Here is a 21032-nt window from a genome sequence, read left to right as displayed (position 1 = left end):
CAACTAGTGATTAATTTTTATTTAATCGCCTTTTGTCCACAAAATTCTCTAAAATTGAGTGTTTTTTGTTCTGCTCGTTATAATCTGTCTTGCTAAGGTGCTTTTTCATAAAAAACAAAGACTTGATTTTCTATGTGGCCAGGGTGAGTCATCCTTGTCTGGATGGCGGCGCAGTATGCTGTAATTTGAATTAAAGTTGACCGTTTATATTGATGTGGTGATTAGATTCGCACCAGGCTCGCCGGCATCCTGCATTATTATTAACGTTAATATTTAAATATATTTACACTGATGCCCCTGCGGACCCTTGGGTAGATATTCTGGCCAAAATGAATTATTCTGTGGGTGATTTATCTATTTACCCCAAAGAAAAGGTTTTCAAATAATATGTCTTTGACGTTACAGAATCTTAATAATATCCGAACCCTGCGTGCGATGGCGCGTGAATTATCCCTGGACGTTCTTGAGGAAATGCTGGAAAAGGTCAGGGTCGTTACTGAAGAGAAACGCAGTGAGCTGGCGGAATTAGAGCAGCAGCGTGCTGAGCAGCAGGAGAAAATTAATGCCCTGCTGGAGCTGATGAAAGCCGATGGTATTTCACCGACCGATCTGCTGGGTTCCGAGCTGGCGCAGACGGGTAAACCGACTAAAAAGCGTAAACCGCGTGAAGCGAAATATCGCTTTATTGATCAGAACGGTGAAGAGAAAACGTGGACCGGCCAGGGCCGCACGCCGAAGCCTATTGCCAGCGCGCTGGCAGAGGGTAAATCGCTGGATGATTTTCTGATCTAATGCGTGAGCCGGGCGGTAATCGCCGCCCGGTTGTCTGTTCAGCAGACGCCAAAATCACCTTCTTCACTATACGGCGCCAGATCGGCCGCTTTCAGGTTATATTTTTCGCCTTGTTCATTACTGGCCTGAACCGCCACAACGCTTTCACCATTCACTTCGAGCACTTTCAGCTTCGGGCCGCCTTTACGCGGTTGCACATAATCACCGACAGAAAACATATTACCTCCTCATCGTTTAAGCGATCTTCACCTTAGCCCACGTATGACGCCGGGTACAGTGACTTTCACAGATTACTGCTTATGAGGTACGCCGGTTCCATGGCATCACCTTGAGCAGTCTCGCCATACCGCAAAATCCCGTTACACCAGCGAACAGCAGCCCGGCGCCCACAAAACCGCTGAGCAGGAAAAAGCCGCTGGAGACGCTATAGCCCAGCACCACGCCGCAGAGAATCAACAGCCCGGCCGCGATTTGCACCTGACGCATCAGCGGGAGAGGCTGGGATTTATCTTCAACGGTCAGCAGCCCGGCCTGCTTCCAGCCCTGAATGCCCCCCTCGACCACAAATGCCTGAGCGGGTGACGCCGCCTGGGCCAGGCGGTCAGCATTCCCGGACGTCCTGGCACCGGACTGACAGTGAAAAAGCACTATTTCACCCGCCCGAGCGTTAAGTCCGCCGGGTAAGGTGGCTAGCGGTACTGACTCTGCCCCGGAAATATGCTCGCGGGCATATTCGTCGGTATCACGAATATCTATGAGTCTGGCGCCCTCGGCTACGCGGGCTTTGGCCTGTTGCGGTGTAATCAGCGGAAGTGACATGGCGACTCCTTACGGACAATAAAGGGTTTTCAGGGTGCTGATGAGCTGAAGCACCGCATCGTTTTTAATGAAATAAAGAATGCGCTGCGCCTCACGGGTGCTGTCGATAAGCCCTTCCTCACGCATACGCGCCAGATGCTGCGACGTGGCGGAAGGACTCAGCCCGGTGGCACGCGCCAGGTCGCCCGCACGGGTGCCGGGAGCTCCGCATAATGTGCAGAGGATCAGCAGCCGACGTGGATTACTCATCGCTTTCAACAGGGCGGCGGCCTGCTCAGCGCTGGCCTGGAGTTGTTCAAGTTCAGTCATATTAGTTTAGTGTTTCCTTAATTAAGTAAATACTAAACTATTCCGGTGCGTTACACCACTGCCAAAAGCGTAAAAGAGGGTAAATGGGACGGGTCTGGATGGCAGAAGCCGATAAACTGGCTACGCTTAGAGTCATACTCTTATTTATTTTCAACTGGTTAGCTTGTACGGAGTGCTTATGGGTTTTTGGCGTATTGTCTTTACGATTATTCTTCCTCCGCTGGGCGTGCTGCTCGGTAAGGGGTTTGGCTGGGCGTTTATCCTGAATATTCTTTTGACCTTGCTGGGTTACATTCCCGGTCTTATCCACGCGTTTTGGGTTCAAACCAAAAGCTAAGCCCGCCAGAGTAAATCGCTATAGATGTTCGTCAGCACGCCCGCTGGACCAAACTGTTGTTTGATCCAGCGAGTGACCTGGCCGGTCGCCGCATGTTGTGTGGCAAGCAGCATGCGGGAATCCTGACGCGGATTGTTGATGCGTCGGGTGACCAGTAGCCCGTCTTCTACCGCCTCGCGGGCCATGTATTCCGGCAAAAAGCCAATCCCTTCTCCCAGAATCTGACACTGGCACTTAGTGTTGAAATCCGGCACCAGAATCGCCTCCTGCCCGTGCAGCAGCCAGCCGACCTTCTTATTAATGGTGTGCGCGGTATCTTCCACCATGATGTTGGGATATAGCCGCAGCTGGCTCTCCGCAATCGGCTCGGGGACAAAGGCCAGCGGATGTTCCGGTGCGATAGCAAATACCCAGCGGATGGCGCCAATCTCGGTGTAATCAATGCCGCCGCCGTCGAGCAGGGTGTCCGGCGCACCAATCGCGATATTGGCCTGGTTGTTGATGATGGAATCCCATACGCCGTTATACACCTCGGTGGTCACTGTGATCTGGCAGGTGGGAAACTGCTTTTTCAGCACCTGCAGCAGGCGTGCAGTATGGCGTGGAGTATACAAAAGCTGATTGATACAGATACGCACCCGCGCCTCAATGCCCTGCGAAATGGTATCAATTCCGCGCTTGATGGCGTGAAAGTCGTTCAGCAGGTCGGTTGCCTTGCGGTAAAAGTAAAAGCCAGATTCGGTCAGCTCAATGCTGCGCGTGTTACGCACAAACAGCACCACGTCCAGCCCGGTCTCCATGCGTTTAATGGTGTAACTGATGGCCGAGGTGGTCACGCCCAGCTCGGCGGCGGCTTTGCTGAAACTGCTAAAACGTGCCGCAGTGGTGAAGGCCAGCAGGTTCTCTTCGGTAAAGATGGAATTCATATTACGGCTCCTGGTTGCCATCAGTTTTGAACATATTTTAACAGCGCTGTTACATCACATTTGAAGCCGGTCACAGTTCTGACTATTTGCTCAGGGCCGCGCGGTACAAGGCTTTTTCAGCCATAAGGATAATGCAGCCTGAGGCGCTAAAAAGCGGTAAAACATAAGAAAAAGGTTGCACAGACGCACGTTTTAGCTGAACCGTTGAATTTAACTCAACAATGAATTGCCTGTCGATGAATGAATTTTAAGCGGATTCTTTTATCACCAGGCTGTTGCTATTCTCAGGTCATCAGAAATGAAACATAGGGAGTCTGAATATGTCTGCAACTGCACTGGTGACGGAATTTCTGCTGGCGGCAGAAGAGGGGAACGTCGACGCGCTAAAAGCCTGTCTGGAGAAAGGCGTGGATATTAACGCCACCAACCGCCAGAAAAGAACCGCCATTATTATTGCCAGCCTGAAAAAGCATTATGCCTGTGTGGAATTTTTAATTGCAGCCGGTGCGGATATTGATAAACAGGACCAGACCTGTTTTAACCCCTTCCTGATTAGCTGCCTGACCAATGATTTAACGTTACTGCGCATCGTTCTTCCGGCAAATCCGGACCTGGATCGCCTGACGCGCTTCGGTGGCGTGGGGATTACCCCGGCCAGTGAGAAAGGCCACGTTGAAATTGTGCGCGAGCTGTTGGCAAAAACCGATATTAACGTCAACCACACCAACTTTGTCGGCTGGACGCCGCTGCTGGAGGCCATCGTGTTGAATGACGGCGGCGAGAAACAGCAGGAAATTGTGAAGCTGTTACTGGATAACGGCGCGAACCCGCACATGACCGATAAATACGGTAAAACCCCGCTCGAGCTGGCGCGGGAAAAAGGCTACCACGCGATCGCCGACCTGCTGCTGGCGGCCGGCGCGTAAAGACGACGGTCAGCCTGTTCCGGCTGGCCGCTTAATAAAAAAGCATTTTTACCGACGTGCATTTTGCACGACGGCGGCCCCCTTTTATCCGAAAACAGGTGCAAATAATGCCAACGAAAATCGTGATTAAAAAGAACACTTATTTTGACTCCGTCTCATTAATGTCCGTTTCCACTAAAGCCAATAAATTGCCGGGGGTTGAACAGGCCTTTGTGGCGATGGCGACGGAGATGAATAAAGGCGTATTAAAAAACCTTGGACTGCTGACGCCGGAATTAGAAAACGCGAAAAACGGCGATCTGATGATCGTTATTAAAGGCGATGCGGCGAATGATGAAACGCTGGCGGCCATCGAAGCGTTATTCACGCGCAAAGAGCGTGCCGGCTCCCACGAAGCGCGCTACGCCACGATTGCCAGCGCCAAAACCCATCGCCCGGACAGCAACCTTGCGGTGATCTCCGTCAACGGCACCTTCGCCGCCCGCGAAGCACGTCAGGCGCTGGAAAACGATCTTAACGTCATGCTCTTTTCCGATAACGTGTCGCTCGATGACGAGCTGGCGCTGAAGCAGCTGGCCCACCAGAAAGGGCTGCTGATGATGGGGCCGGACTGCGGCACCGCCATTATCAACGGCGCGGGGCTGTGCTTCGCTAACGCGGTACGTCGCGGGACGATTGGGATTGTCGGCGCATCCGGGACCGGCAGCCAGGAACTCAGCGTGCGCATTCATGAATTCGGCGGCGGTGTGTCGCAGCTGATTGGCACCGGCGGGCGCGATCTCAGCGAGAAAATCGGCGGCCTGATGATGCTCGACGCCATCGACATGCTGGAGGCCGATGAAGGCACCCAGGTGATTGCCCTCATCTCCAAGCCACCCGCACCCGCGGTGGCTGAAAAAGTCCTCGCCCGCGCCCGCGCCTGCCGCAAGCCCGTCGTCGTGTGTTTCCTCGGCCGCAACGTACCGCCCGCTGATGAAGACGGCCTGCAGTTTGCCCGAGCCACCAAAGAGGCAGCCCTGAAAGCGGTACTCCTTACCGGCATCGACAAAGCGTCTCTGGATTTGCACCCGCTCAACTGGCCGCTGATTGAAGAGGTGCGCGCCCGCCTGACCCCGCAGCAAAAATACATTCGTGGGCTCTTCTGCGGTGGGACCCTGTGCGACGAAGCGATGTTTGCGGCGCTGGAGAAGTACGACGACGTCTACAGCAACATCCAGCCGGATCCGGCGAAGCGTCTGAGCGACATCAACGTCAGCCAGGCCCATACCTTCCTCGACTTTGGCGATGATGATTTCACCAACGGCAAACCGCACCCGATGATCGACCCGACCAACCGCATCAGCCGCCTGCTGCAGGAGGCGCGCGATCCGCAGGTGGGGGTCATCGTGATGGATTTTGTGCTCGGGTTTGGCGCGCATGAGGATCCGGTTGGCGTGATGCTCGACGCGATCAAAGAGGCGCAGGCGATCGCGAAGGCCGACAGCCGTCCGCTGGCGTTCTTAGGCTATGTGCTTGGTACCGACCAGGATCCGCAGAAGCTTGCTCAGCAGTGCCAGCTCCTGACCGATGCGGGCGTCATCTGGGCCAGCAGCAGCACCAATACCGGATTACTGGCTCGCGAATTTGTCTGCAAAGGGGAGAACGCATAATGACCACCTTATTTAACCAGCCGCTGAACGTGATTAACGTCGGTATCGCGATGTTCAGCGACGACCTCAAAAAACAGCACGTTCCCGTGACCCAGCTCGACTGGACGCCGCCAGGGCAGGGCAACATGCAGATCGTTGAGGCGCTCGATCAACTGGCCGAAAAATCGCTGGCGGAGAAAATTGCCGCCGCTAACCACATCGCGCTTGAGCGCATTATTCAGTCCCACCCGGTGCTGGTGGGCTATGACCAGGCGATTAACGTCGTGCCGCGCATGACCCGCACCACCATCCTGCACGCCGGTCCGCCTGTCTCGTGGGAAAACATGTGCGGGGCGATGAAAGGGGCGGTCACCGGCGCGCTGGTGTTCGAGGGGCTGGCGGCGGATCTGGAGGAGGCTGCAAGGCTCGCCGCTTCAGGGGAAATCACCTTCTCGCCGTGCCACGAGCACGACTGCGTGGGCTCGATGGCGGGCGTCACCTCCGCGTCGATGTTTATGCACATCGTTGAGAACAAAACCTACGGCAACCGCGCGTTCACCAACCTCAGCGAGCAGATGGCGAAGATCCTGCGCATGGGCGCCAACGACCAGAGCGTGATTGACCGCCTGAACTGGATGCGCGACGTGCTCGGCCCGATGCTGCGCGACGCGATGAAGATCGTCGGTGAAATCGATCTTCGTCTGATGCTGGCCCAGGCGCTGCACATGGGCGACGAGTGCCACAACCGCAACAACGCGGGCACTACGCTGCTGATCCAGGCCCTGACGCCGGGTCTGATCCAGGCGGGTTATCCTGTTGAGCAGCAGCGTGAGGTGTTCGAGTTTGTCGCCAGCAGCGACTACTTCTCCGGCCCGACGTGGATGGCAATGTGCAAAGCCGCGCTGGACGCCGCCCACGGCATTGAGTACAGCACCGTTGTCACCACCATGGCGCGCAACGGCTACGAGTTCGGTCTGCGCATCTCCGGCCTGCCGGGGCAATGGTTCACCGGCCCGGCGCAGCAGGTCATTGGCCCGATGTTTGCGGGCTATAAGCCGGAAGACTCCGGGCTGGATATCGGCGACAGCGCAATTACGGAAACCTACGGCATCGGCGGTTTTGCCATGGCGACGGCGCCGGCGATTGTGGCGCTGGTGGGCGGCACGGTGGAAGAAGCCATCGACTTCTCCCGGCAGATGCGCGAAATCACCCTCGGCGAAAACCCGAACGTCACCATTCCGCTGCTCTCTTTTATGGGCATCCCGACTGCCATCGACATCACCAAAGTGGCAGGCAGCGGCATTTTGCCGGTCATTAATACCGCCATTGCCCACAAGGACGCCGGTATCGGCATGATTGGGGCGGGCATCGTTCACCCGCCGTTCAGCTGTTTTGAAAAGGCGCTGTTGACCTTCCGCGATCGCTACGTTTTATAAGGCATGCATCCATGAAAAACATGAAACTGGAGTGGAAAAGAGGTGACTGGGCGGCTTATTTCGGGTTGATGACCAACAACCTGACCAATTTGCTGACCATGATGGGGCTGCTCATTTTTGTCGTCGGCATCCCGAAGGAGATTGTTTATGGACGCATCGCACCAGCCTTCGGGCTGGCGGTGCTGGTGGCGAGCATCTGTTATGCCTGGTTTGGCCTGCAGATGGCCCGTGCCACCGGGCGCACGGACGTGACGGCGCTGCCGTCCGGCCCGAGCGCGCCGTCGATTTTTACCGTGACCTTCCTGGTCCTCATGCCCGTCTACCAGCAGACCGGGGATGCGGATTTCGCGATTCAGATCGGTCTGGTGTGGTGCTTTGTGGAAGCAATGATCCTCGCGGGCGGTTCGTTCCTCGGGGAGACCATCCGCAAGATGATCCCGCGCACCGTGCTGCTGTCGTGTCTCTCCGGTTTAGGCCTGCTGCTGCTGGCGATGAACCCGATGCTGCAGGCGTTTGAAGCGCCGACCGTGTCATTCATCGTACTGCTGCTGATTTTTATCAACTGGTTCGGCAAAAAGCCGATTTTCGCCAAAATCCCGACCGGTCTGCTGTTGCTGATTGCCGGTACGGCATTAGCGTGGATCTCGGGGCTGCAAAGCCCGGAAGCCATTAAGGCGTCTATGTCATCCTTCGGCTTTAACCCGCCGGAAGTGCACGTCGACAGCTTTATGCAGGGGCTGCCGCACGCGCTGCCGTATCTGGCATCCGCCGTGCCGCTGGGGCTGGCGAACTATATCTTTGACCTGGAGAACATCGAAAGCGCCCACGCGGCGGGGGATGAGTACCCGACCCGTAAGGTGATGCTGGCGAACGGTCTGGCGTCGATGCTGGGCTGCCTGATGGGTAACCCGTTCCCGGTCACGGTCTACGTCGGCCACCCGGGCTGGAAAGCGATGGGGGCCAGCATTGGCTACACGCTGGCTTCCGGGGTGACCATGTTCATCGTGCCGCTGTTCGGGCTGGGGGCGTTTATGCTCGCCATCATTCCGATGACTGCCATCGTGCCCATTCTGGTGTTTATCGGCGTCGTTACCGCTAACCAGGTGGTGCGGGAAACGCCGAAAGTGGAGGTGCCCGTCATCTTCATCTGCCTGTTCCCGTGGATCGCCAACTGGGCGCTCACCATGATGAACAGCGTGATGAATGCGGCAGGGACCAGCGCAGCGAAAATCGGCACCGACGTGCTGCACAGCAAAGGGATTTACTACGAAGGGTTGATGCATCTCGGCAACGGCGCGCCGCTTGCCAGCATGCTGTGGGGCTGTATCGCTATCTTCGCCATCATCAACAAGCCGCTGCGCGGGGCCGTTGCGGCCGCGGGTGGGGCGCTGCTGGCACTGTTTGGGGTGATCCACGCCCCGGTGGTGGGCTTTGCCGAAGGCAGTTCGCTGATGTTCGTTACGGCCTACCTGATGATGGGCGGCATGTTTGTGGTGAAGCATGTGCTGGATAACCGCGAAGCGGCGAGCGCTGCGACTGGTACCGTTGCGAAGGAAAACGTATGAAAGAGCTTATGGTCGTTGCCATCGGCGGCAACAGCATTATCAAAGACAACGCCAGCCAGTCGGTTGAGCATCAGGCGCAAGCGGTCAAAGCGGTGGCAGAGTCCGTGCTCGAGATGCTGGCCTCCGACTATGACATCGTACTCACCCACGGCAACGGCCCCCAGGTGGGGCTGGATCTGCGCCGGGCCGAAATCGCTCACGAACGGGAAGGGCTCCCGCTGACGCCGCTGGCAAACTGCGTCGCGGATACCCAGGGCGGTATCGGCTACCTGATCCAGCAGGCACTTAACAACCGTCTGGCGGGGCGCGGGGAGCAAAAAGCGGTCACGGTCGTCACCCAGGTCGAAGTGGATAAAGACGATCCCGGCTTTACGCACCCGACGAAACCGATTGGCGCTTTCTTCAGCGAGGCGCAGCGCAATGATCTGCAGCAGGCGCACCCGGACTGGCATTTTGTCGAGGATTCAGGCCGCGGCTATCGCCGCGTCGTGGCCTCGCCGCAGCCGCTGCGCATCGTAGAGGCAGATGCCATCAAGGCGCTGACGCAAAAAGGTTTTGTGGTGATCGGCGCGGGCGGTGGAGGAATTCCCGTCGTGCGCTCGGAGCAGGGCGACTACCGCAGCGTCGACGCGGTAATAGATAAAGATCTCTCCACCGCGCTGCTGGCACGGGAGATCCGCGCCGACGTGCTGGTCATCACCACCGGCGTGGAGAAGGTGTGCATTCACTTCGGCAAGCCGAACCAGCAGGCGCTGGATACCGTCAACGTGGCGCAGATGACGCGCTACATGGAGGAAGGCCATTTCCCGGCAGGGAGCATGTTGCCCAAAATCGTGGCCTCGCTGGAATTTTTACACCACGGCGGCAGGCGAGTGATTATCACCTCCCCGGACTGTCTGCCCGCGGCACTGCGCGGGGAAACCGGTACCCATATTGTGAATGAAGGAAAATAAGATGAATGATAATAAAAGCCGCCGCGAATTTATCAGCCAGAGCGGCAAAATGGTCACCGCCTGCGCGCTGTTTGGTGCCACCGGCTCCGTCGCGTATGCTGCGGATACCGCTGCGCCCGCCTGCGAGACCGGTAAACCGATGAACATCACCGCGAAGCATTACTATCTGGACAACGTGCTGCTCGAAGCCGGGTTTACTTTCGACGGCAGCGTGGCGACGAGCACTCGCACCGAGCTGAAAACGCTGGAGATTAAAGACGGCAAGATCGTCGCCCTGCGCGATAACATTAGCCACGCCGACGCGTCTCTGCCTCACTATGACGCGGGTAAAAAACTGATGCTCCCGGCGATGCGCGACATGCACATCCATCTGGATAAAACCTTCTACGGCGGTCCGTGGCGCTCCCTGAACCGCCCGGCGGGGACCACGATTCAGGACATGATCCGCCTTGAGCAGAAGCTGCTGCCGGAACTGCAGCCCTACACCCAGGAACGCGCGGAGGCACTTATCGACCTGATCCAGTCGAAAGGTTCCACCATCGCCCGCAGCCACTGCAACATTGAGCCGGTTTCCGGCCTGAAAAACCTGGAAAATCTGCAGGCGGTGTTATCGCGCCGCCAGCCTGGCTTTGACTGTGAAATTGTCGCGTTTCCACAGCACGGACTGCTGCTTTCCCATTCTGAAAAACTGATGCGCGACGCGATGCAGGCCGGTGCGCACTACGTGGGCGGGCTGGACCCGACGAACGTCGACGGCGCGATGGAGAAATCCCTCGATCTGATGTTCCAGATTGCGCTGGATTACGACAAAGGGGTGGATATTCACCTGCATGAAACCAGCCCGGCGGGCGTGGCGGCGGTGAATTACATGGTGGAAACGGTGGAGAAAACGCCGGAGCTGAAGGGCAAGCTGACTATCAGCCACGCCTTCGCGCTGGCGACGCTTAACGAGCAGGAGGTGGATGCGATTGCGACCCGTATGGCGGCGCAGCAGGTGACCATCGCCTCTACCGTGCCGATTGGTACCCTCCATATGCCGCTGAAACAGCTGCGTGATAAGGGCGTGTTTGTCATGACCGGCACCGACAGCGTGATCGACCACTGGTCGCCGTACGGCCTGGGAGATATGCTGGAAAAAGCCAATCTTTACGCGCAGCTGTACATTCGCCCGAACGAGCAGACGCTTTCCCGGGCGCTCGGTATCGCGACCGGTGACGTTCTGCCGCTGAACGACAAAGGCGAACGGGTGTGGCCGAAAGCGCAGGACGATGCCAGCTTTGTGCTGGTGGATGCCTCGTGCTCCGCCGAAGCCGTGGCGCGGATTTCACCGCGTACCGCGACGTTCCATAAGGGAAATCTGGTCTGGGGTACTGTGGGCTAGAGGCGAGCCGGGTGACGGCTTCGCCTTACCCGGCCTACTGAAACCCTCAAATCATAGGACGGGTAAGCGCAGCGCCACCCGGCAATGTTTTATACTGGGAGTCACATTCTTAAAGAGGGATCTGCCATGGCACAAAATATCTACGACAACCCGGCGTTTTTCGAAGGCTACGCTCAGCTTCCGCGCTCGGTGCAGGGGCTGGACGGTGCGCCGGAGTGGCCTTCGCTGAAAAGCATGCTGCCGGATTTAACCGGGAAATCGGTTATCGATCTCGGCTGCGGCTACGGCTGGTTTTGTCGCGCTGCGCGCGAACTGGGTGCATCTGACATCACGGGTGTTGATATCTCAGAAAAGATGCTCGCCCGGGCTGCGGAGCTTACCGCTGACCCACAGATTCATTATCAGCGTAGCGATCTGGAGTCGCTGGCGCTCAAAGATAACAGCCTGGACCTGGTCTACAGCTCGCTGGCACTGCACTACCTGCCGGAACTGGATACGTTATTCGCCAACGTTCAGCGCGCGCTTAAACCCGGTGGCAGCCTGGTCTTCTCGATGGAGCACCCCATTTACACCTGCGCCACCCGCCAGGGCTGGCTGACCGACGACAACGGCGAGCGGTTCTGGGGCGTGAATCATTATCAGGACGAGAGCCAGCGCGTCAGCAACTGGCTGGCGGACGGGGTCATCAAGTATCACCGTACGCTGGGCACCACGCTCAACGCGCTGATCAAGGCCGGATTAACGATAAGCGAAGTCAACGAATGGGGGCCAACGCAGGGGCAAATTGCGGCCTGGCCCGCGCTGGCCGAAGAGGCAGAGCGCCCGATGCTGGTGCTGATCGCCGCCCGTAAGGCTCAGTAACCAACCTTATACACCCGACCGCTCTGTACCCCTTCCACGCTGCGGCGATAGGCCTGCGCCACGGTTGCAGCGGGGACGCTCTCAAAGCCGGGGAAGAAACCGTCGTACGCTTCAGCGGATTCCGTCAGGACCGTCGGGCTAATCAGGTTAATGCGGATCCCGCGCGGCAGCTCACAGGCTGCGGCGCGAACAAACCCTTCCAGTGCGGCATTCACGGTGGTGGCGTTTACTCCCTGGGCAATCGGCTCGTGCGCCACAATGCCGCTAATCAGGGTGATAGAGCCACCTTCGTTCAGATAGTGCTGGCCGGTTAGCGCAAGGCGCACCTGCCCCAGAAGTTTATCCTGCAGGCCCTGATTAAAGTCGCTGTCTTTCATGGTCGCAAGCGGGCCAAAGTAGAGGCCACCGCTGGCGGAGACAATGGCATCCACCCGGCCAATTTTCTCAAACAGCGCCTGCACGCTCTCCTGCGAGGTGATATCCACCTGATAGTCGCCCTGGGTACGACCCACGCGGATCACCTCATGACGGCGGCTTAGCGCTTCTGTTACTGCCTGACCGACCGTACCACTGGCACCAATAATCACGATTTTCATAGCAGACTCCTTATGTGTGAGCCTTCATTCTTTAATAAATAAAAAGTCAGATAAACTGGGCTAAAGTTAGAAGATTGCTAACCAGAGGTTCGGAATATGGATAAGCTTCGCGGCATGGAGACGTTTATCGCGGTGGTAGAAAGCGGCAGCTTTACCGGCGCGGCCTCCCGCCTTGAGATGTCGGCGGTCATGGTGGGAAAGTATATTGCGTTGCTGGAGTCCCAGCTTGGCACCCGCCTGCTTGAGCGTAACACGCGTCGTCAGAGCCTGACGGATGCGGGCCGCGTCTATTTTGAAGAAGCCAGACGGGTGCTGGAGCAGGTCTCAATCGCCGAAAACGCGGTTGAACGCCTGCGTGCCACACCGGCCGGAACCCTGCGCGTCACGGCGCCTACGTCGTTTGGCGGCTGCGTGATCGCCCCGCTCACCGCCACCTTTTTACAACGTTACCCGCAGGTGCGCATCGAACTGGATCTGACTAACCGAATGGTCGATCTGGTGGAGGAGGGGGTCGATTTGGCCATTCGCATTGGTGATATTCGCAATGACGATCTGGTGGCGAAATATTTGTGCCCCTACAACATGGTGATTTGCGCCGCACCGGACTATTTAGCGCGACACGGTACGCCGCAAACGCCTGCCGATCTGGTGGATCATCTGTGTCTTTCGCACACGGTATGGACCGCGCGTAACGAGTGGCGGCTACCGGGCGTGGAAGGGGAAGTACGCTGGAAGCGTGATGCCATCTTAAGATGTAACGACGGCTATGGCCTGCGTATGGCGGCACGCGCAGGGGCGGGGCTGTTGCTACAACCGGAAGTGCTGGTGGCGGAAGAGCTGGCAAGCGGCAGGCTGATTCGGGTACTGGAGCCGTTCACCCCCGCGCCGAGGCCGGTGCATTTATTGTGGCGCCAGGATTTACGTCCTCTTCCGAAGCTAACGGAATTTATCGCTCATATTCTGCTAAGATTGGGCACAATATAAAAAAAGAAGGTAATCAAAGAATGTCTGCAAACAAACTCGCCAGCAGCGCGCAGGGCCTGCAATCATCTGCCATCCGTGAATTATTAAAACATAGCAAAATGGCTGGCGTGATTTCGCTGGGCGGAGGGATTCCGAACCCCGATTTGTTCGATCACGAAGGGCTTAAAATAGCCGCGGATGCCGTCTTATCGCAACATTTTGGCGAGGCGTTTCAGTATGGTCTGACCGAAGGTTTTCCGGGACTGCGGGAAGAGATCCAACGCATCTGTGAAGGACGTGGCATTGCCTGTAAAGCCCATGACGTGGTGGTGACGTCCGGTTCGCAGCAGTCTCTCGACGTGCTGGCGCGTGCATTAATTAACCCAGGCGATACCGTCGTCGTCGAGCGTCCAACCTATCTTGCCGCGCTGCAGGTTTTCGGCCTGGCGCAGGCGAATTTTGAGTCCGTCGGCACCGACGGCGACGGCATGAAGGTCGACGAACTTGAGGCGCTGGTGGCAAAGAAAACCATCAAAGCGGTTTATATCGTCCCGACCTTTGGTAACCCGGGCGGCGTGACGCTCTCTGAAGCGCGTCGTAAACATCTGGTGGAATTATCGAAACGCTATGATTTCGTCATTATTGAAGACGACCCGTACAGCGAAATTAACTACACCGATGAGGTCTTCCGCCCGTTAATTGCCCATGCCAAAGACATCGGTAACGAAGAGAACGTGGTCTACACCTCAACCTTCTCTAAAATACTCGCGCCGGGCACCCGCGTAGGCTGGGTGCTGGTGCCGGAGTGGCTGAAGCGTGCGGTGGTGAACCTTAAGCAAACCACCGACCTGCACACCAGCACGCTGTCGCAGTTAATGACGTATGAGTACCTGAAAACCGGTCGCCTGGCCGGGCAGATTAAGATGATCCGCGAAGCTTATCGCCAGAAATACCAGACCTTCGCCACCGAACTGGAAGCGGAGCTGGGTGATGTGATGTCGTTCCACAAGCCTAAAGGCGGCATGTTCCTGTGGGCGAAAATGAACAACGGTATGAACACCACCCGCTGGCTGGAAAAGACGTTAAGCAACGGCGTGGTATTTGTCCCGGGCGAGTTTTTCTACTGCAATGAACCGGACCAGACCACGCTGCGCATGTCGTTTGTGACACCAACAGATGAGCAGCTGAAAGAGGCGGTGCAGCGCCTGAAGAAATCGCTTTAAAAGACCTGCGCATAATGGCATTCCTGCCGTTATGCGCAATACGCGTTCAGGGCGGCACGGGCCGCGATCGTTCATGGTGAGTTCCATGTTTGAATTTCTGATCGGTGTTGTTACGCACACGCCCGCCTGGGTGTGGGTGTTGTTTATCTTCCTCATCTCCCGTGGTATCAAAGCCCGCAGGCCCGCCACCGTTACGCTGGAGAGGCTTGCCATTATCCCGGCGATCTTTCTGGTGTGGGATATTTACGATCTGGTGCTCTATCGCACGTTGACGCCTGCGACTGTCGCATTGTGGACGGGGGGGATCTTCGCCGGTGCCGCGCTGGGGTATCTCCTGATTAAGCGGGCGGTTATCACCCGGGCAGATGCGCCGCGTACGCTTTACCGCCAGGCAGACTACACCGCGCTGCCGTTTATGATGCTGGCGTTTGGCGTTAAGTATGTGCTGGGGGTGATGAGCGCGGTTTCGCCTCAGACGATGCAACAACCCGCCATGAGCGCGCTGGCGATCGTCTCCGGGGGCGTGTTTGCCGGCGTATTTATTGGGAAATTTGCGCGGTATGTTGGGGTGTATAATCGTACCGCACTTCACCGGGCGGAATGAACTTCGTTAACTGGCGGCAGCTGACTCGCGTCATGCGGGCAATGGAGTGGCTGGCGGCGGGGAAGCCGGTAGGGTGGATTGCGCTGTCCTGCGGCTACAGCAGCGTCAGCGCATTCATTGAGGTTTTCAGAACATGGACCGGTAAAACGCCGGGGCAGTGGGCGATTAAAGAAGACCCTTTTGCGCGAAGGTCATGCGGGTAGCTTCGTTGAGATCCAGATCTTTTAACGATTCCGGATTAACCCAGGCGATCTCCTGAAACTCCTCATTAAACGTGACGTCCCGGTTGGCGCTCATGCAGTCGAAGATCAGATAGATCATATAAATCTCCTCGGTGGTGCCATCGGCGTAGGTTTTTACCCTGATGTCATCGCGAAAAGCCCATGGCGTGACCGAGACGATCTCCAGCGCTTCGCCCAGCTCTTCGCGGATCTCACGGCGCAACGCCTGTTCCATGGTTTCGCCCGGTTCCATTCCGCCGCCGGAGAGGGCCCATTGACCGGGAAACACGCCGCGATCGTCGGCCATTTTACACAGCAGATAGGCACCGTCGTTCTGGATGATGGGGCAGACAATGGTTCGTTGGCGCATGATTTCTTCCTGAAAAATGAATTTGGGCTACTTTAGCAGATAAGGCGGGGGAGGTTATGTTAGGGGGGATTCTCATCCCTCGGTTTTCCACATTTTGTTGCAGATTCAGCCAGAATTCAGCGCTGATATCGAATGCTTTCGCCCGTTTTAACGCCCTATCGGCGGTGAATTTTTTCTGTGTTGCGGTCTGACGCCCTCACCCCAACCCTCTCCCACAGGGAGAGGGAGAAAACCGCATTCCCCTTAGCTTTAGTGTGTAGGACTGGTAAGGCGATTGACTACCGCTCCCGCAGCGCCTCTTTCGCCCGGTTAAACGGCTTAATCAGATAATCCAGCACCGTTTTCTCGCCGGTCTTGATGTCCACTGTCGCAATCATGCCCGGTACAATCGAGAAGTGCCTGCCCGCTTTATTGACCAGGTAATCCTGGCTGGTGCGGATAAACACCCTGTAATAGAACACTTCCGGCTTGGCTTCGTCCTGGATGGTGTCCGGTGAAATGGTCTCTACCACCCCATGCAGACCGCCGTAGATGGCGTAATCGTAGGCGGTGATTTTGACCAGCGCCTCCTGGTTCGGGTGGATAAAGGCGATATCGCGCGGCGAGAGGCGGGTTTCAATCAGCAGGTGATCGTCCACCGGCACAATCTCCATCAGCTCGCCGTTAGGCGGGATCACGCCGCCGATGGTGGTGACTTTGATGTTTTTCACAATCCCGCGCACCGGGGATTTTACCGTCAGGCGGGTGACGGAATCCTGGCGGCCTTTAAGGACCGCGGAAACCATATCCACTTCCGCGTTAGCCTTGGATAACGCCTCGCGCGCCTGAACGTAATACTGCGAGCGCACGTCGGTGAGCTTCAGCTCCAGGTCACTTTTCTGTCGCTGCAGGCGCAGCACCTCCACATGGCTGGCGGCCCCGGTTTTAACCAGCCTTTGGGTAATCGCCAGCTCTTTATTGGCGAGATCTAACGCGGCGCGCAGCTCCCGTTGGGTATCATCCAGCTGCGCACGGCGGGAGTTGTAGAGCCGCGTTTCGGCGGCAATCAGATCCGGCCATTTTGCCAGCGAAGGCGGGAACGTTAGCGGGAGATCGTTCACCTCGGCATTCAGACGTGCGCTGGAGGCCAGTGATGCGCGGTAGCGCGCTGCACTTTCACCGACGTTCGATTCGGAACGCGTCGGATCAAGTCGCGCCAGCACCTGTCCTTCCTGCACCTGATCGCCCTCATGAACGTTCAGCTCGGTGAGGATCCCGCCGTCGAGCGACTGTAATACCTGTTCGCGCGAGCTGGGGATCACTTTCCCCGAGCCGGTTGAGACCTCATCCAGCACGCCAAACCATGCCCAGACGCCCAGAGCCACAAACATCAGCAACGAGAAGATGACGATTCGACGTGCGCCGGTGTAGCCACTTTCGGATTCAAGCGCGTTATCCAGATCGTCCATTGCGGCAACGTCACGCTGACTGATTTTCATTTTTCCACTCCCGTCCGGTTGCTGCCTGCTGCTGCTGTTGCTGAATGCGGCTGTTGTTAAGCGCCTGCGCTTTTGGCGCGTCCATCACCAGCATCCCTTCTTTCAGTACGACCACGCGCTCCACCAGCTCCAGCACCGGCACGCGGTGGGTGGCGACAATCAAAGTACGGTTGCCGAGCCAGTCGCCCAGACGCTGGATAAACTCCCGTTCAGTGTGCTCATCCAGCGACGCGGTAGGTTCATCCATCAGCACGATATTCGGATCGCGCAGCAGCATCCTCGCCAGCAGAATGGACTGCCGCTGCCCGCCGGAAAGCCCCACGCCGTTTTCCATGATCGGGTAGTCCAGCCCTTTGGGCAGTTTCTGCACAAAGCCCGCTGCGCCGGTCAACTCCAGCGCGGCGAAAATTTCTTCGTCGGTGGCGCGTGGCATGCCAAGGGTGATGTTCTCGCGCAGGGTGCCGTAAAACAGCCGCGCGTTCTGGGTCATAAAGCCGACGTTGCGCCGCACGTCCGCCACGTCGAGATGTGGCAGGCTGAGGTTATCAAGCCGCAATTCGCCTGCCGCCAGATCCATCCCGCCCGCCATGGCCTGGAGCAGTGTCGATTTGCCCGCGCCGTTACGTCCAAGGATCGCCACTTTCTCGCCCGGCTTGATCTCCAGACGGTTAATGCGTAGCGCCATGCGCGGATCGTCCGGTTGATAGCGGAACTGCGCCTGTTCGAAAAGATAGTGTCCGCGCAGGACGTCCTGGCGGATCGGCGTCTCTTCGCGTTGGTTCTCGGTCGGCAACTGCATAATGCTGTCCAGCCCCTCTTTGGCGGCCTTCACCTGCTGCCAGCGGGCCAGCACGCCGCACAGCGTCGCCATCGGCGCGATCATCCGGGAGGCCAGCATCGACGCGGCAACCACCGAACCGGTGGTCAGGGTGCCGTCGATCACCATTGGCGCGCCGACCACAATCACCGCGGCGTAGACCAGGCTCTGGATGGTCATCCCCCAGCTGATCAGGTTCTGCGTCAGTTCGCGGGTGCGCAGGCCGGATTCGGCGGTGATCTGGATATAGCTATTCCACTGCTGCAAAAAGCGGTTTTCCGCCTGCATTAGCTTGATGTCCTCCAGCCCCTGCACGCTCTCCACCAGCACCGCGTTGCGCAGGGTTGATTCATGCGCCGACTGCTTCGCCAGCTCCGCCAGCTTCTTCTGGAGCAGCAGGCCGGGCAGGACCATGATCACCGCCGCGACCGGGGCGATCCACGCCAGCTGCGGCGCGATGATCGCCAGTACCACCACAAACAGGAAGAAAAAGGGCAGGTCGACAATGGTCGAAATGGTGGAGGAGGTCACCATCTCGCGGATCTGCTCCAGCTCGCGCAGCTGGGAGATAAAGCTGCCGGTGGAGCGCGGAATGGCGCTGTGGCGCAGCCGCAGGGCGTGGCCGAACACGCGGTCTGAGACCCGCAGATCCGAGCGTTTGCCCAGCAGATCCATAATGTGACCGCGCGCCACGCGCAGCACAAAACCAAACAGGGTGGCGATCAGCACGCCGATGGTCAGGACGTAAAGCGTCGGGTAGGACTGGGCAGGGATCACCCGGTCATACACCTGCATGGAAAAGACAATGCCGGAGAGGGAGAGCAGGTTGATGAACAAGGCTGCCAGCATCACCCAGCTGTACGGGCGCAGATCGCGCATCACCAGCCGGTAGAGCCAGTCCGGGCGGTATTTCGAGATGTAGGCATCCACGCGGCTGTCCTTCAGCGCGGCCAGCGGGCGCAGGGCAATAACGTGGCGGATGGTGGGCAGCAGCGCGCTCATCGACAGACGGTTGGTATGCATCTTGTCGTCGAAAAAGCTGACGTCCAGCGTGTCTTCCCCGTCGAAGCTGTCGACCACGCCAATTTTTCCGTCGTTCAGCGCCACCACCACCGGCAGGCGCCAGCTGTTGATCGACTGCCGATCGGCCGTGAGCAACTGGAACGTCAACCCGGCTTCCCGGGCAAGCTGCGTCAGGGCAGGTACCATCGGTTTGCCTTTCAGCCAGGGGGCGCCCGCAATCAGCGCTCCGGGCGAGCAGGCGACGCGGTAGCGCGTGGCAACAAAGCCAAACGCCTGCGCCCACTGCGCCAGCGCCTCATCCGTCATTGTTTCTTCTTGCGGGATTTCGCGTTGCTTCATGGCTGGATCTCCACGGTCTGGATGGTGCGGTTATCAAGATCGAACGCATGACGCAATTGTCCGGTGTTATAGAGGCAGTTGAGCTGTAACTGGTGCAACTGACCGAGGGTCTGTTGCTGGGTGAAGCGTGCCTGATAGACCTCCTGCTCGGCGTTGAGCACGTCCAGCAGCGGGCGCGAGCCGAGATCGAGATACTGCTGCTGGTAAAGCTCGCGGGTACGGGCGCTGAGCGCCTCCTGGCGGCCCTGAATTTGCAGCGTGCTTTGCAGGCTCATCACCTGGCTGCGGGCCTCCAGCAGTTTCTGGCGGACATCAAGACGGGTACGCTGAATGGTCGACTGCGCCGCTTCCACCGCGTGTCCGGCAGCGTTACGCCGGGCGGTGAGGCCGCCGCCCTGATAGAGCGGCATTTGCACCTTCACCCAGGCGGAATATTGCGTGCGATCCCGCGTTTCGCTGCCCGCGTAGCGATCGTTCAGATAGTGACGGACCTCCGGCTCCAGCGAGACGGTTGGCGTCATTTGCGCGTCGGCGTAGTCGAGGTTGGCCTGGGCGACGTTGGCCTGGGCCCAGGCGGCAAGGACAGACGGAACCAGACGATCGTCCGGCTCGGCGATGTCACAGCTGCGGGCCAGCTTTTGCGGAAAATCATTGCTGATCGCGTTCAGGCTGTTCCAGCCGAGAAAGCTCATCAGCGTGGCACGGGCGCTGTCGAGGCTGGCCTGATACTGCATCAGCTGCGCGCGCGCCCCTTCAATACGTGCGTCGGTCTGCACCACGTCAGAAAGCGAGGTCGCCCCTTCGTCGTTACGCTGACGGGTCAGTGTGCCTATTGAGGAGAGGGCATCGAGCTGCTCTTTGGCGGTGTCGACCATCTGCTGCCAGGTTTGCACCTGCACCATGGCGACGGCGGTATCATGGGCAATGGTGTCGATGCTCACCAGCACGTTGGCCTGCTGCTGGGCAACCCCGGCATTTTCGGCTCGTACCTGGCTGGCCACTTTGCCGAAGTCGTAGAGCATTTGTGAAAGAGAGAGCACCAGCGACGGCGTAAAGCCGTTCTGATCGCCGTCGTGGGAGTACCCGTTGTCCATGCCCGCGTTAATTTGCGGATAGTATTTCGATTTGGCGACGTCGACTTCTTCGCTCTGTTCGTAGAGTTTGCCCACGGCTTCACCGATCGCCGGATGCCAGGTAACGGCACGGTTGACGGCCTCGCCAAGCTGTAATGAGCCGGGCGCGGCGTTGCCAGCCGCAGGGGCGACACGGCCATTCAGTGAGGGGAGTTCCTGCGTTTCGCGCAGTTGTCCGGTATTGATGGTCGCCGCCGGATTCGCGCACAGAGCGGGCACAGATATCAGGCAGCACGAGAGCCACCAGTAAGGCATCTTCATTCCCATGTCATGTCCCTAATAAAATAAGTGCAGCTTTATTATTAATCCCCGGGCGCTGTGCGCCCGGGTTA

The 21032-nt window shown here is 57.9% G+C and carries 22 protein-coding genes; 13 read left to right on the top strand and 9 right to left on the bottom strand.

Features of this window, described 5'->3' with window-relative positions:
- Positions 1-387: 387 nt before the first annotated feature.
- A complete protein-coding gene (gene stpA, locus A4308_RS02010) occupies positions 388-792 on the top strand; it encodes a DNA-binding protein StpA (protein ID WP_014884956.1) in 405 nt (134 codons plus the stop codon).
- A 38-nt stretch (positions 793-830) separates the two neighbouring features.
- Here stpA and A4308_RS02005 read toward each other — a convergent pair whose 3' ends face one another.
- From A4308_RS02005 to A4308_RS01995, 3 genes are all read right to left on the bottom strand, one after another.
- Positions 831-1010, bottom strand: coding sequence for a hypothetical protein (locus A4308_RS02005; RefSeq protein WP_045281717.1), 180 nt, complete (start codon positions 1008-1010; stop codon positions 831-833).
- Positions 1011-1089: 79 nt separating this feature from the next.
- Positions 1090-1611 (bottom strand): rhodanese family protein, encoded by a 522-nt coding sequence (locus A4308_RS02000; RefSeq protein WP_014884954.1) that lies wholly within the window; start codon positions 1609-1611, stop codon positions 1090-1092.
- Between the two features lie 9 nt (positions 1612-1620).
- Entirely contained in the window at positions 1621-1920 is a 300-nt protein-coding gene (locus A4308_RS01995) for an ArsR/SmtB family transcription factor (protein WP_014884953.1), read from the bottom strand.
- 178 nt (positions 1921-2098) lie between these two features.
- Between A4308_RS01995 and A4308_RS01990 the strand changes: the two genes are divergently transcribed.
- Positions 2099-2257, top strand: a complete 159-nt coding sequence (locus A4308_RS01990) for a YqaE/Pmp3 family membrane protein (protein ID WP_014884952.1) — start codon at positions 2099-2101, stop codon at positions 2255-2257.
- Here the strand turns inward: A4308_RS01990 and A4308_RS01985 are convergent.
- Positions 2254-3183 carry a LysR substrate-binding domain-containing protein gene (locus tag A4308_RS01985; protein WP_023331139.1) on the bottom strand — a complete coding sequence of 310 codons (930 nt, stop codon included), beginning with the start codon at positions 3181-3183 and terminating at the stop codon, positions 2254-2256. The two genes, A4308_RS01990 and A4308_RS01985, sit on opposite strands and share 4 nt — an antisense overlap.
- A 320-nt stretch (positions 3184-3503) precedes the next feature.
- On the opposite strand from A4308_RS01985, the gene A4308_RS01980 reads away from it, so the two are divergent.
- The 7 genes from A4308_RS01980 to A4308_RS01950 all read left to right on the top strand — a co-directional run bounded on the left by A4308_RS01980 (position 3504) and on the right by A4308_RS01950 (position 11933).
- On the top strand, positions 3504-4109 hold the full coding sequence (locus A4308_RS01980; RefSeq protein WP_014884950.1) for an ankyrin repeat domain-containing protein: 606 nt from the start codon (positions 3504-3506) through the stop codon (positions 4107-4109).
- A 107-nt stretch (positions 4110-4216) separates the two neighbouring features.
- On the top strand, positions 4217-5758 hold the full coding sequence (gene fdrA, locus A4308_RS01975; RefSeq protein WP_045281718.1) for an acyl-CoA synthetase FdrA: 1542 nt from the start codon (positions 4217-4219) through the stop codon (positions 5756-5758).
- Entirely contained in the window at positions 5758-7173 is a 1416-nt protein-coding gene (locus tag A4308_RS01970; RefSeq protein WP_045281719.1) for a DUF1116 domain-containing protein, read from the top strand. Before fdrA ends, A4308_RS01970 begins: the two co-directional genes overlap by 1 nt.
- Before the next feature lie 11 nt (positions 7174-7184).
- Positions 7185-8738 carry a hypothetical protein gene (locus A4308_RS01965; RefSeq protein ID WP_045281720.1) on the top strand — a complete coding sequence of 518 codons (1554 nt, stop codon included), beginning with the start codon at positions 7185-7187 and terminating at the stop codon, positions 8736-8738.
- On the top strand, positions 8735-9691 hold the full coding sequence (locus tag A4308_RS01960) for a carbamate kinase family protein (RefSeq protein ID WP_023331135.1): 957 nt from the start codon (positions 8735-8737) through the stop codon (positions 9689-9691). The genes A4308_RS01965 and A4308_RS01960 overlap by 4 nt, the downstream gene beginning before the upstream one ends.
- Before the next feature lies 1 nt (position 9692).
- Positions 9693-11072, top strand: coding sequence for an amidohydrolase family protein (locus tag A4308_RS01955; protein WP_014884945.1), 1380 nt, complete (start codon positions 9693-9695; stop codon positions 11070-11072).
- Positions 11073-11198: 126 nt separating this feature from the next.
- Complete coding sequence (locus A4308_RS01950; RefSeq protein ID WP_014884944.1) at positions 11199-11933, top strand: class I SAM-dependent methyltransferase; 735 nt, start codon at positions 11199-11201, stop codon at positions 11931-11933.
- On the opposite strand, the gene A4308_RS01945 is transcribed toward A4308_RS01950, so the two are convergent.
- Positions 11927-12529, bottom strand: coding sequence for a short chain dehydrogenase (locus tag A4308_RS01945; RefSeq protein ID WP_014884943.1), 603 nt, complete (start codon positions 12527-12529; stop codon positions 11927-11929). The two genes, A4308_RS01950 and A4308_RS01945, sit on opposite strands and share 7 nt — an antisense overlap.
- Positions 12530-12625: 96 nt before the next feature.
- Here A4308_RS01945 and A4308_RS01940 point away from each other — a divergent pair, with 96 nt between their 5' ends.
- The 4 genes from A4308_RS01940 (at position 12626) to A4308_RS21550 (ending at position 15522) form a co-directional block, all read left to right on the top strand.
- Positions 12626-13513 (top strand): LysR family transcriptional regulator, encoded by an 888-nt coding sequence (locus A4308_RS01940; RefSeq protein WP_014884942.1) that lies wholly within the window; start codon positions 12626-12628, stop codon positions 13511-13513.
- A 20-nt stretch (positions 13514-13533) separates the two neighbouring features.
- Positions 13534-14715, top strand: coding sequence for an aminotransferase-like domain-containing protein (locus tag A4308_RS01935; protein ID WP_063308465.1), 1182 nt, complete (start codon positions 13534-13536; stop codon positions 14713-14715).
- Positions 14716-14800: 85 nt separating this feature from the next.
- Positions 14801-15319, top strand: a complete 519-nt coding sequence (locus A4308_RS01930) for a DUF6622 family protein (protein ID WP_045281721.1) — start codon at positions 14801-14803, stop codon at positions 15317-15319.
- Positions 15316-15522, top strand: coding sequence for a helix-turn-helix domain-containing protein (locus A4308_RS21550; RefSeq protein WP_226856244.1), 207 nt, complete (start codon positions 15316-15318; stop codon positions 15520-15522). Before A4308_RS01930 ends, A4308_RS21550 begins: the two co-directional genes overlap by 4 nt.
- On the opposite strand, the gene nudI is transcribed toward A4308_RS21550, so the two are convergent.
- From nudI to A4308_RS01910, 4 genes are all read right to left on the bottom strand, one after another.
- Positions 15485-15910: a nucleoside triphosphatase NudI gene (gene nudI / locus A4308_RS01925; RefSeq protein ID WP_045269196.1), complete on the bottom strand. Its 426-nt coding sequence runs from the start codon at positions 15908-15910 to the stop codon at positions 15485-15487. The genes A4308_RS21550 and nudI overlap by 38 nt on opposite strands.
- A 278-nt stretch (positions 15911-16188) precedes the next feature.
- Positions 16189-17358: an HlyD family type I secretion periplasmic adaptor subunit gene (locus A4308_RS01920; protein ID WP_127312435.1), complete on the bottom strand. Its 1170-nt coding sequence runs from the start codon at positions 17356-17358 to the stop codon at positions 16189-16191.
- 10 nt (positions 17359-17368) lie between these two features.
- The gene (locus tag A4308_RS01915; RefSeq protein WP_014884935.1) at positions 17369-19567 is read right to left on the bottom strand and encodes a type I secretion system permease/ATPase; all 2199 of its coding nucleotides are present in this window, start codon (positions 19565-19567) and stop codon (positions 17369-17371) included.
- Positions 19564-20967: a TolC family outer membrane protein gene (locus A4308_RS01910; protein ID WP_023331126.1), complete on the bottom strand. Its 1404-nt coding sequence runs from the start codon at positions 20965-20967 to the stop codon at positions 19564-19566. Before A4308_RS01910 ends, A4308_RS01915 begins: the two co-directional genes overlap by 4 nt.
- Between the last annotated feature and the right edge of the window lie 65 nt (positions 20968-21032).

It is taken from the genome of Enterobacter sp. ODB01 (assembly GCF_001623605.1).
GTDB lineage: Bacteria > Pseudomonadota > Gammaproteobacteria > Enterobacterales > Enterobacteriaceae > Enterobacter > Enterobacter kobei.
The sequence above is the reverse complement of the archived record's forward strand: the minus strand, read 5'-3'. Positions and strand labels throughout refer to the sequence as shown.

Excerpts from the sequence above, each read along its gene's own strand:
- A4308_RS21550 (WP_226856244.1), top strand. The coding sequence starts at position 15,316 with ATGAACTTCGTTAACTGGCGGCAGCTGACTCGCGTCATGCGGGCAATG.
- A4308_RS02005 (WP_045281717.1), bottom strand. The coding sequence starts at position 1,010 with ATGTTTTCTGTCGGTGATTATGTGCAACCGCGTAAAGGCGGCCCGAAG.
- A4308_RS01960 (WP_023331135.1), top strand. The coding sequence starts at position 8,735 with ATGAAAGAGCTTATGGTCGTTGCCATCGGCGGCAACAGCATTATCAAA.
- A4308_RS02000 (WP_014884954.1), bottom strand. The coding sequence starts at position 1,611 with ATGTCACTTCCGCTGATTACACCGCAACAGGCCAAAGCCCGCGTAGCC.
- A4308_RS01915 (WP_014884935.1), bottom strand. The coding sequence starts at position 19,567 with ATGAAGCAACGCGAAATCCCGCAAGAAGAAACAATGACGGATGAGGCG.
- stpA (WP_014884956.1), top strand. The coding sequence starts at position 388 with ATGTCTTTGACGTTACAGAATCTTAATAATATCCGAACCCTGCGTGCG.
- A4308_RS01945 (WP_014884943.1), bottom strand. The coding sequence starts at position 12,529 with ATGAAAATCGTGATTATTGGTGCCAGTGGTACGGTCGGTCAGGCAGTA.
- A4308_RS01920 (WP_127312435.1), bottom strand. The coding sequence starts at position 17,358 with ATGGACGATCTGGATAACGCGCTTGAATCCGAAAGTGGCTACACCGGC.
- A4308_RS01910 (WP_023331126.1), bottom strand. The coding sequence starts at position 20,967 with ATGGGAATGAAGATGCCTTACTGGTGGCTCTCGTGCTGCCTGATATCT.
- A4308_RS01995 (WP_014884953.1), bottom strand. The coding sequence starts at position 1,920 with ATGACTGAACTTGAACAACTCCAGGCCAGCGCTGAGCAGGCCGCCGCC.
- A4308_RS01950 (WP_014884944.1), top strand. The coding sequence starts at position 11,199 with ATGGCACAAAATATCTACGACAACCCGGCGTTTTTCGAAGGCTACGCT.
- A4308_RS01935 (WP_063308465.1), top strand. The coding sequence starts at position 13,534 with ATGTCTGCAAACAAACTCGCCAGCAGCGCGCAGGGCCTGCAATCATCT.
- A4308_RS01940 (WP_014884942.1), top strand. The coding sequence starts at position 12,626 with ATGGATAAGCTTCGCGGCATGGAGACGTTTATCGCGGTGGTAGAAAGC.
- A4308_RS01955 (WP_014884945.1), top strand. The coding sequence starts at position 9,693 with ATGAATGATAATAAAAGCCGCCGCGAATTTATCAGCCAGAGCGGCAAA.
- nudI (WP_045269196.1), bottom strand. The coding sequence starts at position 15,910 with ATGCGCCAACGAACCATTGTCTGCCCCATCATCCAGAACGACGGTGCC.
- A4308_RS01985 (WP_023331139.1), bottom strand. The coding sequence starts at position 3,183 with ATGAATTCCATCTTTACCGAAGAGAACCTGCTGGCCTTCACCACTGCG.
- fdrA (WP_045281718.1), top strand. The coding sequence starts at position 4,217 with ATGCCAACGAAAATCGTGATTAAAAAGAACACTTATTTTGACTCCGTC.
- A4308_RS01990 (WP_014884952.1), top strand. The coding sequence starts at position 2,099 with ATGGGTTTTTGGCGTATTGTCTTTACGATTATTCTTCCTCCGCTGGGC.
- A4308_RS01970 (WP_045281719.1), top strand. The coding sequence starts at position 5,758 with ATGACCACCTTATTTAACCAGCCGCTGAACGTGATTAACGTCGGTATC.
- A4308_RS01965 (WP_045281720.1), top strand. The coding sequence starts at position 7,185 with ATGAAAAACATGAAACTGGAGTGGAAAAGAGGTGACTGGGCGGCTTAT.
- A4308_RS01980 (WP_014884950.1), top strand. The coding sequence starts at position 3,504 with ATGTCTGCAACTGCACTGGTGACGGAATTTCTGCTGGCGGCAGAAGAG.
- A4308_RS01930 (WP_045281721.1), top strand. The coding sequence starts at position 14,801 with ATGTTTGAATTTCTGATCGGTGTTGTTACGCACACGCCCGCCTGGGTG.